Source organism: Clostridium fallax (assembly GCF_900129365.1).
Lineage (GTDB): Bacteria > Bacillota > Clostridia > Clostridiales > Clostridiaceae > Clostridium_AH > Clostridium_AH fallax.
On record NZ_FQVM01000006.1, the window covers coordinates 57,620 to 70,411 of the forward strand.

At 27.9% G+C, this 12,792-nt stretch carries 18 protein-coding genes; all 18 read left to right on the forward strand.

Features of this window, described 5'->3' with window-relative positions; all coding sequences use genetic code 11:
- Window positions 1–61 precede the first annotated feature (61 nt).
- The 18 genes from BUA70_RS04755 (at window position 62) to BUA70_RS04835 (ending at window position 12,791) form a co-directional block, all read left to right on the forward strand.
- A complete protein-coding gene (locus BUA70_RS04755) occupies window positions 62–667 on the forward strand; it encodes a phage scaffolding protein (RefSeq protein ID WP_072894002.1) in 606 nt (201 codons plus the stop codon).
- Between the two features lie 21 nt (window positions 668–688).
- Entirely contained in the window at window positions 689–1,654 is a 966-nt protein-coding gene (locus BUA70_RS04760) for a major capsid protein (protein WP_072894005.1), read from the forward strand.
- Window positions 1,655–1,666: 12 nt separating this feature from the next.
- A complete protein-coding gene (locus tag BUA70_RS04765) occupies window positions 1,667–2,011 on the forward strand; it encodes a phage head-tail connector protein (protein ID WP_072894008.1) in 345 nt (114 codons plus the stop codon).
- The gene (locus tag BUA70_RS04770) at window positions 2,011–2,385 is read left to right on the forward strand and encodes a hypothetical protein (protein WP_072894011.1); all 375 of its coding nucleotides are present in this window, start codon (window positions 2,011–2,013) and stop codon (window positions 2,383–2,385) included. Before BUA70_RS04765 ends, BUA70_RS04770 begins: the two co-directional genes overlap by 1 nt.
- Window positions 2,385–2,816: an HK97 gp10 family phage protein gene (locus BUA70_RS04775; RefSeq protein WP_072894014.1), complete on the forward strand. Its 432-nt coding sequence runs from the start codon at window positions 2,385–2,387 to the stop codon at window positions 2,814–2,816. The genes BUA70_RS04770 and BUA70_RS04775 overlap by 1 nt, the downstream gene beginning before the upstream one ends.
- Window positions 2,817–2,821: 5 nt before the next feature.
- Window positions 2,822–3,256, forward strand: a complete 435-nt coding sequence (locus BUA70_RS04780; protein ID WP_072894017.1) for a phage tail terminator family protein — start codon at window positions 2,822–2,824, stop codon at window positions 3,254–3,256.
- Complete coding sequence (locus tag BUA70_RS13140) at window positions 3,249–3,410, forward strand: hypothetical protein (RefSeq protein ID WP_172607481.1); 162 nt, start codon at window positions 3,249–3,251, stop codon at window positions 3,408–3,410. Before BUA70_RS04780 ends, BUA70_RS13140 begins: the two co-directional genes overlap by 8 nt.
- On the forward strand, window positions 3,411–4,718 hold the full coding sequence (locus BUA70_RS04785) for a phage tail sheath family protein (RefSeq protein ID WP_072894020.1): 1,308 nt from the start codon (window positions 3,411–3,413) through the stop codon (window positions 4,716–4,718). It abuts the gene before it with no gap.
- A gap of 1 nt (window position 4,719) precedes the next feature.
- Window positions 4,720–5,190, forward strand: coding sequence for a phage tail tube protein (locus BUA70_RS04790; RefSeq protein WP_072894023.1), 471 nt, complete (start codon window positions 4,720–4,722; stop codon window positions 5,188–5,190).
- Between the two features lie 32 nt (window positions 5,191–5,222).
- Window positions 5,223–5,636, forward strand: coding sequence for a phage tail assembly chaperone (locus BUA70_RS04795; protein ID WP_072894026.1), 414 nt, complete (start codon window positions 5,223–5,225; stop codon window positions 5,634–5,636).
- A 231-nt stretch (window positions 5,637–5,867) separates the two neighbouring features.
- Window positions 5,868–6,635 carry a PH domain-containing protein gene (locus tag BUA70_RS04800; RefSeq protein ID WP_072894029.1) on the forward strand — a complete coding sequence of 256 codons (768 nt, stop codon included), beginning with the start codon at window positions 5,868–5,870 and terminating at the stop codon, window positions 6,633–6,635.
- A gap of 25 nt (window positions 6,636–6,660) precedes the next feature.
- A complete protein-coding gene (locus BUA70_RS04805) occupies window positions 6,661–8,670 on the forward strand; it encodes a phage tail family protein (RefSeq protein ID WP_242977322.1) in 2,010 nt (669 codons plus the stop codon).
- Entirely contained in the window at window positions 8,670–9,344 is a 675-nt protein-coding gene (locus tag BUA70_RS04810) for a LysM peptidoglycan-binding domain-containing protein (RefSeq protein WP_072894032.1), read from the forward strand. Before BUA70_RS04805 ends, BUA70_RS04810 begins: the two co-directional genes overlap by 1 nt.
- Before the next feature lie 11 nt (window positions 9,345–9,355).
- Entirely contained in the window at window positions 9,356–10,330 is a 975-nt protein-coding gene (locus BUA70_RS04815) for an XkdQ/YqbQ family protein (protein WP_072894035.1), read from the forward strand.
- Between the two features lie 2 nt (window positions 10,331–10,332).
- Window positions 10,333–10,665, forward strand: coding sequence for a DUF2577 domain-containing protein (locus BUA70_RS04820; protein WP_072894037.1), 333 nt, complete (start codon window positions 10,333–10,335; stop codon window positions 10,663–10,665).
- A gap of 5 nt (window positions 10,666–10,670) precedes the next feature.
- Window positions 10,671–11,090 (forward strand): DUF2634 domain-containing protein, encoded by a 420-nt coding sequence (locus BUA70_RS04825; RefSeq protein ID WP_072894040.1) that lies wholly within the window; start codon window positions 10,671–10,673, stop codon window positions 11,088–11,090.
- Window positions 11,090–12,184: a baseplate J/gp47 family protein gene (locus tag BUA70_RS04830; RefSeq protein ID WP_072894043.1), complete on the forward strand. Its 1,095-nt coding sequence runs from the start codon at window positions 11,090–11,092 to the stop codon at window positions 12,182–12,184. The genes BUA70_RS04825 and BUA70_RS04830 overlap by 1 nt, the downstream gene beginning before the upstream one ends.
- Window positions 12,165–12,791: a putative phage tail protein gene (locus tag BUA70_RS04835; RefSeq protein ID WP_072894045.1), complete on the forward strand. Its 627-nt coding sequence runs from the start codon at window positions 12,165–12,167 to the stop codon at window positions 12,789–12,791. The genes BUA70_RS04830 and BUA70_RS04835 overlap by 20 nt, the downstream gene beginning before the upstream one ends.
- The last annotated feature ends 1 nt before the right edge of the window (window position 12,792 follow it).

A 12,792-nucleotide genomic window follows, 5' to 3' on the forward strand; every position in this document is an offset into this window, starting at 1 on the left:
ACTTACTAAGTAAAATAGTAGGTGCTTTTATTATTAATAAAATTAAGAAAGGAATGATAATATGTCAAAGTTAAGTGAAATATTAGGAGAACATTTTAAACAAATACCTGAAGAATTACAAACTAAATATAAGGATATAGATTTAGTTGATAGTTCAAATTATGTTGATAAAGAAAAGTTTGATACTTTAAATCAGCAACTTAAAACAGCTAATGATACTATTACTACTTTAAAGAAAGATAATAAGGACAATGAAACTTTACAAACTAAAGTAGGAGAGTATGAAACTAAAGTTAAAGATTATGAAAACAAAATAAAAGAAATGCAATTTAATTACGCATTGGAAAAAGCTTTAGGTAAAGCTGGAGCAAAGAATAGTAAGGCAGTTAAAGCTTTATTAAATAACGAAAATATAAAATTAGATGGTGAAACATTAATAGGATTAGATGAACAGCTAAAAGGCTTAAAAACATCTGATCCTTATTTATTTTCAGAAGAGCAAAAAACTAAGTTCACAGGAATAAAACCTACAGATGGAATTAAAGTATCTCAAGGATATAATCCATGGAAAAAAGATTCTTTTAATTTAACAGAGCAAGGAAAAATATTTAAAGAAAATCCAGAACAGGCTAAGCAATTGGCATCTGAAGCTGGAGTAAATATATAAGAAAAGGAAAGGTGATAAAATATGGGAACAAAATTAAGTGATGTTATAGTACCAGAATTATTTAATCCATATGTAATAAATAAAACAATGGAGAAGTCAGCACTGATACAGAGTGGAATTATAACAAATAACAGTGAATTTGATAGTCTAGCGTCACAAGCAAGTCCACTAATTAATATGCCATTTTTTGAAGATTTAACAGGAGAATCAGAGCAAATAATTGAAGATGGAGATTTAGAAGCTGCTAAGATTACTTCTAAAAAAGATGTCGCAGCAATCCTTAGAAGGGCAAAAATGTGGAGTGCAACAGATTTATCAGCAGCAATGTCAGGTAAAGATCCTATGGGAGCAATAGGACAATTAGTTTCAGGATTCTGGGCAAGAGATATGCAGAAGGAGTTAATAGCAATTCTTAATGGTATATTCAGTGCTACAAGTATGAAAGATAATTTACTTGATATATCATCTTTAGAAGGAGATAAAGCTAAATGGAGTGCTAGTGCATTTATAGATGCTCAACAAAAGCTAGGAGATGCACAAGAATTATTAACTGGTGTTATGATGCATAGTGCAGTTAAATCAGAACTTAAAAAGCAGAATTTAATTCAAACTATAAGACCTTCTGATAGTCCAGAATTTGATGTTTATCAAGATAAAAGAGTTATAGTAGATGATGGTTGCCCAGTAGATTCAAGTGGAATATATACTACTTATTTATTTGGACAAGGTGCCATTGCATTAGGTAACGGTAATCCAGTAGGATTTGTACCAACTGAAACTGATAGAGATAAGAAAAAAGGTTCAGGAGTAGATTACTTAATTAATAGAAAAACATATATTTTACATCCAAGAGGAATTAAATTTACAAATACCAAAGTTGCTAAAACAGAGGGACCAAGTAGAGCTGAATTAAAAGAAAAGACTAACTGGGAAAGAGTATATGAACCTAAGCAAATAAGAATAGTAGCATTTAAGCATAAAATATAAGAAGGTGTAATTATGCTTAAACTTGATAAATTAAAAAGTCTTTTAGGTATATCATTAGATGATAACACTAAGGATGTTTATTTAGAATTTGTATTAGATGATGTGTTTCAGATAATAAAAGATTATTGTAATATAAAAGAAGTCCCAGAAGAATTAAATAATATAGTTATAAAAATGGCTATAGATTCATATAGAAATCAGAACTTAGGGGAAGAAGAAACACCTCTAGGTTCTATTTCTTCTATAAGTGAAGGTGATATATCAATAAGTTACAGAAGTTCAGAAAATGAATTTAAAGATAATTTACTTAAGGATTATAAATCTCAACTTAATAAATATAGGAAGTTGGTGTGGTAATGCTAAATAAAGCACTTAAACAAGCTAAAAAAGTAGTAGAAAGTCTGTATGATTGTAAATGCATCATAACTGGTGGTAAAGAAAAGATTAAGGATCCTGTTACCAAAGAAACTAAATTGGTATCTAAAATGAAATATGAAAATAAGCCTTGTAAAGTATCAAAACAAACTCTGAGTAAAAATAGTCAGAGTGATACTATAAATCAAGTTGCTTATGAGCTTAAGCTTTTTTTAGGTCCAGAATTAACTATTAATCAAGGTGATACCATAACAGTTTTAAATAAATTTGGAGAAAAAGAATTATATAAAGCTGGAGAAGGATTTAAATATAATACACATCAAGAGATTATTTTAAGTAAAGAGGGTAAAGCTTAATGAGTAAATTAGGTAGCTTTGATTATTCACAGTTTAAGAATATGGCAAATAGTTTTCAAAAAGCTTTAGATGAAAGAATAATTGAAAGATGGATAAGAGAATTCCTATTAGAAATGGCTTTTAGAGCTGAAAGAAAAATAAAAAAACGTACTCCAGTTGGAGTTTATTCTAATAAAGCAGGAGGAAATTTAAGACGTAACTGGCAAGTAAGCAATGTAGAAAAAAAGGGTAATTCTTATGTGGTAGAAATATTTAATAATACTGAATATGCTTCATTTGTTGAGTATGGTCATAGGACTAGAAATCATAAAGGTTGGGTAGAGGGTAGATTTATGGCCACAATATCTATGCAAGAAATAGAGAGGCAACTACCTAAGTTTTTAGAGAATAAGCAAGTAGAATTATTAAATCAAATACTAAATGGTAGGTAACAAACATGATAACTAATGATTTGAAAATAGGGATTAATAATACTTTAGATAAAGAATTTCCTAACATAAATATATATGGTGAAGAGATAGTACAAGGTTTTGAGGAGCCTTGTTTTTTTATTAAGATTTTAGATTCAGAACAGAATAAAGAATTAAATAAAAGATACAAAAGATATATCTCATTTGATATTCATTATTTTAGTGATAAAGAAGATATAAATTCAGATTGCTTAGATATGGCTGATAAATTTTATGAATTACTTGAGTATATAGAAGTTAATGGAGATTTATATAGAACTATGAATATGAAACATGAAGTTGTAGATAGTGTTTTACATTTTTATTTGAATTTTAATTTTACTGTTATTAAGAAAGATAAGGCTGTTGATTCAGTTAAAATGCAAAAATTAACACAGGAGGTAGTAGAAAAGAATGGATGAAAATAAGTTCACTAAAGAACAAATATTAGAATCTAAACAGTTTTCTGTAATTGAAAAAGATATTTTACAAACTCTTTTAAATGAAAATGAGCAATATTCAATTGAAGAATCTAAAGAAAAATTAAAAGAGTTTAATGAAAAGGAAGTGAATTAAATGGCAGGTGGAACATGGACCAAACAAAATAAAATTAGACCAGGAGCATATATAAATTTTAGATCTAAAAAAGAAACAATATCACCTATGGGTGAAAGAGGTATTGTAACACTTCCATTAAGTTTACCATGGGGACCTGAAAAGAAGATTATTACTATACATGCTGATGATGATTTATCTTCTGTACTAGGTATAAATATAACTGATGAAAGTGTACTTTTAATAAGAGAAGCTTTTAAGAGAGCTAAAACATTATTACTTTATAGACTTAATGAAGGAAAAAAAGCTACTGCAACCTTAGATAATTTAACTGTAAATGCTAAATATACTGGAACTAAAGGAAATAACATTACTATAGTAATTCAAAAAAATATAGATGAAGCTTCAATATTTGAAGTAATAACTATGTTTGAAAATAATAAGATTGATAGGCAGTTAGTAAAGTCAATATCAGAATTAAAAGGTAATGATTATGTTGAATTTAAAGGTAGTGAATTAAAGGTAACTGCTGGATTACCACTTACAGGTGGAGAAGATGGAACAGTTACTAATCAAAATTATACAGATTATTTAGCAGCAGTTGAAGCTTATGAATGGGTTACAATGGGTATTCCAACCAAAGATGCATCTATAAAATCTATAGCTACAACCTTTATAAAAAGACTTAGAGAACAGGAAGGAAAAAAAGTACAGGTAGTTTTAGAAAATTACCCACAAGCAGATTTTGAAGGTGTTATAAGTGTTAAAAATGGTGTTTTACTAGAAAATATAGAAATAACATCAGATAAAGCAGTGGCGTTTGTAGCTGGAGCAACTGCTGGAGCTACTGTAAATCAATCTAATACTTATTCAGTTTATGATGGTGCTATTGATGTAAATACTAGATATACAAATAAAGAAATTATAGAAGCATTAAAAAATGGCGAAATAGTATTTACTATAAATAACGGTAAAGTAGTAATTGAACAGGATATAAATACTCTTAAGTCATTTAATGATATTAAATCAAAGGATTATAGAAAAAATAGAGTTATAAGAACATTAGATGAAGTAAATAATTCTATAAAATCTATATGGGATTTAAATTATATAGGTAAGGGTAATAACAATAATGATGGAAGAAATTTATTCAAAAAAGATATAATTAAACTTTTGGAAGTTTTACAGGGTAAAAATGCATTAGAGAATGTTGTACCAGAGGATGTTGTAGTTTTACAAGGAGAAGAGAAAGATTCTGTTATTGCCAATATAGGAGTTCAACCTATAGATTCTCCTGAAAAATTATATATGAATGTGGAGGTGAGATAGCATGTCTTATATGAAGTTTAGTGATACTATAAGTGGACAAGAAGCTAGAGCTTATATAACCATAGATGGAAGAAATGAAGAACTATTCTATGCAAAAAAAGTAGAAGCTAAAGTTAAGAAAAAGAAAACAGAAGGTAAGACTTTAGGTAAAAGAGGTACACAGCATAAAGCTGCTGGATGGAGTGGAGAGGGAACTCTTACAGTTCATTACGCAACATCTTTGTTCAGAGAAATTATGATTAAATATATGAAAACAGGTGTAGATACTTATTTTGATATGGCAGTAACTAATGAAGATCCAACAAGTACCATAGGTAAGCAAACAACTATATTAAAAGATTGTAATCTAGATGAAGTGCCTATGGCCTTATTAGATATTGATAAAGAAGTTTTAGAAGAAGATATGGCATTTACATTTGAAGATGTAGATTTATTAGATAAATTTAATAAACCAAAGAAATTTGGAGAATAAAAAAATAATAAAATAGTAGGAGTGAATTAATAATGGGACAATTCGAAGAGTTTTTAATAGATAGTTTTGAGGAAACAGAAGAAATAGAAAAGGAAATAACTTTAGGTGGAAAGAAAAGAAAAATGAAATTTAGACCTATAAGTGCTGAAAAGGGTGATGAAATAAGAAAGAAATGCAGAAATATTAGCTTTATAAAAGGGCAGAAAATTGCTGAAACTAACCAGGATAAATATACAGCTAATCTAATTATAGAAACAACAGTATGTCCTGATTTAAAAAATGCTGAACTTCAGGCTAACTGGGGTGTTATGGGAGCAGAAGCTCTTTTAAATGCTATGAAATCAAAAATGATGGATGGTGAGTATGCTGAATGGTCTAGTATTGTAAGTACTGTAAATGGCTATGATAAAAATATGAAGGAGTTAATGGAAGAAGCAAAAAACTAATAAAAGGAGATGATGGTGAAGCTGTCTATGCTCACTATGCTCTCCATAAACTTAAAATACTTCCTAGTACATTAGTTAAAATGTCAAGAGAGGAAAAAGCTTTTATATATGCCAGTATTGATTTAAAAGTCGAATTAGAAAGTAAATCCATGAAAAAGATAAAATATTAGTATAATATTGAGATTTTAGACAATATTTGCTATTATTAGATTTAGAAATGGGGTGTACTTTATGCATAAAAAAGCAAATTTATTTTTGACTTTAGCTATTCTAGTAGGATTTTATATTATATATGGAGTTATTAGTATAATAAAAAATATAGGAAAATATAGTGTATCAGATTATATAGTCGTTAGCATACTATATATTTTGTTAGTATTAGTAAATATATTATTCTTTAAGAAATATAAAAAATATAGTAGTGCAGAGTATATAAAGCAAGAAGAAAAGAAAAGACAAGAAAAGAATATACAAAAAGAACAAATTAAGAAAAAACTAACTAAAAAAGTAAATAATAATCCATATATGAATGAAGATGGTTATTCTAGTATTGATTCTGGACAATTAATAATTATACAAACAAATGATTTTATTTATAAGCCAAATGAAAAATGTTATTATGCTTCTAATGGAACACGATTAATAACCAAAAATGAAACAGTTGGATATACAGGTAAATCATCAGGAATAACTTTAAGAATTGCAAAAGGATTAAGCTATAGAACTGGTGGTGGAAGATCAAGACCTATAAAAGGAAATGTAAATTATTTTTTTGACGGTAGTCTATTTATAACTAATCAAAGAATTATTTTTATTTCTCCTAAAAATGGATTTGAGATACCTTTAAATAAAATAACAGCAATACAAATTGCTAAAGATGGATTAAACTTTCAAGTGAATGGAAAAAATTATTTGCTCATATTAGAAAAGCAAGAATATCCCTATACTATAATAAATATATTAATTAAAGAAAATAGAAGCTCCGGCACTCTTAAATAGAGTGCTTTTATTATGATTAAAAGAGGTGATAGTTATAGCAACAGTATCTACAGCTTTAAAAATGTTTGATGAAATGACAAGACCTCTACAACAAGTTACACAAGCTTTAAATTTAACAATAAATGCTATGGATCATTTAAATAATTCAGCAAATAGAGATATAAAAACCACTAATTCATTAAATGCGGCAAAAGGAGCAATTATAAAAGCAAATGCTGCATTTAATGAGTTGATTAATGCACAAGAAAGAGCATCAAGTTCACAAGAAAAGTTAAATAACTCATTAAATAAAGGATGTAATGTAAGTGATAATTTAATAGGTAAAGTTAAGGGATTAGTAGCTGGATATTTAGGATTTCAAGCAGTTAAAGAGGGAATTAAGGCCACAATTGGTGGAGCAATGGGGTTGCAGCAACAATTATTTACCCTTCAGGGAATTATGGGAAACAAAGAAGTTGCTACTGCATATTTTGATAATTTGCAGAAAAAGGCTAATGAAAGTGTATTTGGATTTGAGGATTTTGCAGCTAATGCTAGAAAGTTTATGCAGTTTACTAAGAATACAGATAGTCTTGATAAATTAGCAAGTTTATCAGAAAGATTAACTCTTATGGATCCTACACAGGGGCTACAAGGTGCTGGATTTGCAATGAAAGAAGCTATGAGTGGTGACTTTGTTTCTTTAAAAGAGCGTTTTGGGTTTGGTAAAGCAGATGCTGAAATTTTAAAAGCATCGAAAGATATGGGAGATTTTATTAATAAGTTTGATGAACTATTAAGCAAAAAAGGATTTACTGAACAAATGCTAGAACAATATAATCAATCAGCAGCAGCTCAATTTGATAATCTGCAATCAAATATTAAAACATCTTTAGCACAATCAGGTGAAGATGCTTTAGAAGCTTTAAGTCCATTAATTTCAGAAATTAATAATGCATTTTCTAATGGTAGTTTTCAAACATTTTTTGATGGAATATCTTTAGGATTATCTATAATAGCTAATTTAGGAGTAGGTGTAATAAATGTCTTTGAGTTTATTGGACAGGTAGCAATTAATAATTGGTCAATAATAGAACCTATATTAATAGCTGTTGCTATTTATTTTATTACATTAATAATTCCAGCTCTTTGGGATACTATAACAACTTTAGCAGCTATGGCTATTGGATGGATGATGGTGAACTGGCCAATAATGTTAGTTATAGGATCTATAGCATTATTTATATATATAATGATGCAATGTGGTGTAACAGCAGAACAAGTTGTTGGATTTATAGGTGGATGTTTTGGAGTTTTATTTGCTTTTATATATAATAAGATAGCTTTTGTGTGGAATGGATTTGCTAGTTTAGCAGAATTTTTGGCGAACGTATTTAATCATCCTTTATATTCTATGCAAGCTTTATTTGCTAACATTTGGAATAATATAGTTTCTTTTGTTGGTAGTGCATTAGATTCTATAGTAGGTATGGTTAAGAAAATACCATTTTTAAGTGATTTAATAGGAGATTTTAGTTCCAGTTCTTTAAAGATAGATATTGGACCTCCACCTGAAGATTACTGGACTGCTCCTAAAATGGAAATGAAGGATTATGGAAATGAATTTAATTATGGATATAGTAAAGGTGCTGGACTTGTAAGTGGAATAAAAGATATGTTTGGTGGTTTAGGAACAGTACCTAATCCTAATAAAATGGTAGCAAATAATGATCAAATTAATGCATGGAATGCAGCACAGGGACCAGGAACATTAGCTATGGCTCCAGATAAAAATAAATTAGGAAAACATGCCAAAGGAGCTCACGATCATCTTAAGAATATAGATGATAAAATGGATGTATCAAATGAACATCTTCAAATGCTTAGAGATTTAGCAGAGCAGGAAAGTATACAAAACTTTACAACATTATCTCCAAGTGTACAGATTACTACTGGAGATATTAAAGAAGAAGCTGATATAAGTAAGATAATATCTAAAATAGAATCTTATATGGAAGAAGAACTTGCTAATAGTGCAGAAGGGTTGTATGCATAATGGGTTATAAAATGTATTTAGGTATAAATAATGGTGAGGAAGGTTTTATAATTCCAGTACTTCCTGAAAAAATAGAGATTAGTGAAAATAGTAATAATAAAATATATAACTTAATTAATCTAGGTGATATAAATATAATAAATAAACCAAAATTAACGGAAATAAGTTTTGAAAGTTATTTTCCTAAACATAAAGGACCATATTTAAGCTCGGAACAATTATTTGAACCGAGTTTTTATATTTCCAAAATTAGAGAATGGAGAGAAAAGAAACAAAAGATAAGATTTATATTTGTAGGAGGAGCTTTAGAAGTTAACGACTTATTTACTATAGAAAATTTTAAATTAAATGAAAATGGTGGAGAAGTAGGAGATATCTATTATAATTTAGAACTTAAAAGATATCAAAAGTATGTAGCAAAAAAAGTAATTATAAAAACTAATAATAATTCAAGTAATAATAGTGTTGTTACTAAAATTACAAACAATAATATAAGGCAAAGTAGTCCTCAAACTCCTAAAATTCATACTGTTGTTGAAGGAGATACTCTTTGGCATTTAGCTAAAAAATATTTAGGAAATGGTAATAGATGGCCAGAAATCTATAACATAAACAAAGATAAAATTAAAAATCCTAATATTATTTATAATGGACAAGTTTTAAAAATTCCATAGGTGGTGACTATATGCATATTCAATTGTTATTAGATGATAAAAAAGGGAATATATTTGATATAAGTGATTTAGTAAGTGAAATAACTTGGAAAACTAAAAGAAAAGGAAAGCCTTCTAGTTTATCTATTAAACTTATAAAAGATGATTTAATTAAAATAGAAAATGGTTATGTAATTAGCTTTAAAGTAGATGGTAATAAAGTATTTTATGGTTATTTCTTTGAAAATAGTGGAGATGATGGCCAAGAAATAAAAATAACTGCATATGATCAATTGAGATATTTATTATTTCAAGATACTTATGTTTTTGAAAATAAAAAGGCAAGTAATGTAATAACTCAAATTGTAGAAGATATTAATTTAAGACTTGGAACTATTGAGGATACTTTATATACTATTCCAGCTTTTACAGAAGATAATAAAAAACTTTTAGATATAATTTATAGTGCTTTAGATAAAACCCTTACTAGCACAAAGCAGACATATGTACTATATGATGATTTCGGGTATATAACTCTTAAAAATATAAATAATATGAGACAGGAAGCGGTAATAAGTGATGATAGTAATTTAGGAAAATATGAATATAAGAATAGTATTGATTCTGAAACATATAACAGAATAAAGATAGTAAGAGATAATAAAGAAACTAAAGGAAGAGATGTTTATATAGAACAGGATAGCAGTAGTATAGCTAAATGGGGAAGACTTCAATATTATAAAAAAGTTGATGAAAAAATGAATCCAGCACAGATTAAGCAAATGATTGATTCTACTCTTAAATTAAAAAATAGAGAAAAGAAAACACTAAAGCTTAAAGATGTTATAAGTACAGATATAAACGCAGATTTAAAACTTAGAGCTGGAGCAGGAGTATATGTGGAAATAAAGGAAAAAGGGATAAATCAATTCTATTTAATAGAAGAAGCTACACATAAATTTTCTAAAGGACAACTTGTAATGGATTTTGATTTAAAGGTGGTGTGATTATGGGTATGATAGAAACTATAAAGAAGGCTGGACTGGGAGCAGTAAACGCTACTAATCCAGTTAATATTTTATTTGGAGAAGTATTAGATATAAAAGATTTTAAGATAAAGATAGATCAAAAAAGAATATTATCAAAAAAGTTTTTTATTATTCCTGAAAGTTTAACTAGGTATGAAATAGATTTTTCTCATATGCATAATTTTACTGAAGGTTTAACATCTATTTCATTAGGTAAAGTTGTAATTAGAGAAGGACTTAAATCTGGTGATAAGGTAATACTTCTTAGACTTCAGGGCGGAGATGAGTATCTTATTTTAGATAAGGTGGTGTGAAATATATGAGTGAAGTTAATATATTGCCACAGGGAGCATTATTAAATGAAGATATAAAAATAAAAGATAATTATATAGAACCTTCTAAAACATATAAGATAGATTTTGATAGTGGAAAAGTTGTAGGCTTTTGTGATAAGTTAGATGCTTTAAAACAGTCTATATATTTAATTTTGAATACAGAAAGATTTGAATACCTTATATATAGTAGTAATTATGGAAGTGAATTAAAGGGACTTATAGGAAAGGATAGAGATATTGCTGAAAGTGAATATAAAAGAAGAATTAGAGAAGCTTTAATTCAAGATGATAGAGTTAGTAATGTAGATAATTTTATATTTGAATATAACAAGGATAGTATGCTAGTAAAGTTTACTGTCTTTTCTTTTTATGGAGATTTTGATATAGAAAAGGAGGTAATGTAATGTTTGAAGGCCAAACTGAACAGGTTATTTTAATGAGGATGTTAAATAAAATACCTGATGATTTAGATAAAAGAGAAGGTTCTATTATTTATAATGCATTAGCTCCAGCAGCACAAGAAGTAGCAAGAATGTATTCAGATATGGATTATTTTTTAAAATGTACTTTTGCAAGTCCTGATATGCCACTAGAACTTTTAGATTTAAGAGTAGCAGAAGAAGGAATGAAGAGAGAAGATTCAACCTATGCAGTTAAAAAAGGATATTTTTATGACCAAGATAATAATTTAATGGATATACCTTTAAAATCAAGATTTTCTATAGGAGATTTTAATTTTATAGCTATAAAAAAGATTTCTACTGGTATTTATGAAATGCAATCAGAAAGTAAAGGAATTGAAAGTAATTTTATAACAGGATTATTAATTCCTATTGAATATATAGAAAATTTATCTATAGCTAAACTCCAGGATATTATATTTCCAGGAGAAGATTTAGAAACAAATGAAAGTCTTTTTAATAGATATATAGAACATCTTAACGAGAAAGCATTTGGTGGAAATATAGCGGACTATAAAGTTCGTACTAGAGCAATAGAAAGTGTTGGAACTGTTAAAGTTTTTCCTATATGGAATGGTGGAGGTACTGTAAAGATAATATTTCTAGATAGTGATTATAATGTGCCTACAACAGAATTAGTTAATAAAGTGCAAACAGTTTTAGATCCAGTGCAAAATAAAGGAAAAGGATTAGGACTTGCTCCAGTTGGGCATGTAGTTACTGTAAATGGTGCAAAAAATATAGATATAACTATAAATACTAAACTTCTTTTAAAGAGAGGATTAACTATTGGACAAGTACAAGAAGATATAAAAAAGATTATAAATGATTATCTTAAGGAACTTAGAAAAAAATGGGATACAGAGGATAATACAATAGTTAGAATAAGTCAAATTGAAGCAAGAATATTAAATATTGAAGGCATTGCTGATTTATTTAATACTTCAGTCAATGGGAAAGAGGAAAATTTGTCTTTAGGTCCTGAAGAAGTTCCAGTATTGAAAGAGGTGGGACTAAATGAAAAAGAAATTAATTGATTTTTTGCCACCTGAAATATCTAAAATACAAGATTTTAAAGTAGTAATGGATGTAGAAAATTATGAATTAGAAGATTTAGAAAAAGGACAAAAAAGAATTTTATATGAAAATTTTATAGATACAGCTACAGAGCAGGGAATAAAACATCAAGAAAAGCTTTTTAAAATTAGAGCTGATTTAGAAAATGAAACTTTAGAGTTTAGAAAGCTAAGAATTAAAAATAGAAAAATGGATAAGATGCCTATAACTCATAGATCTCTTGAATATAAACTTAAAACTTTATTTGGCGAAGGTAATTATAAAGTTGAGGTAATTAATAATGAATATATATTAAAGGTTGAAATAAATACTTTTGATTGGAACGCTTTTAATGAAATAGTTGATAATTTCAGATATATAATTCCTTGTAACATAATTTTAAAATCAATTTTGATAAATAAAATAAAGACGAATCTATATTATGCATGTGCAAGTTTAGGAGGAGAGGAACTTACTGTATATCCATGGAGTCCTAAAGATATAGAAAGTAAAGGTAAAGTAAATGTGGCTATAGGGAATAACACAGGAATAGATATTACTACAATTTATCCTAGAAGGGAGGACTAAT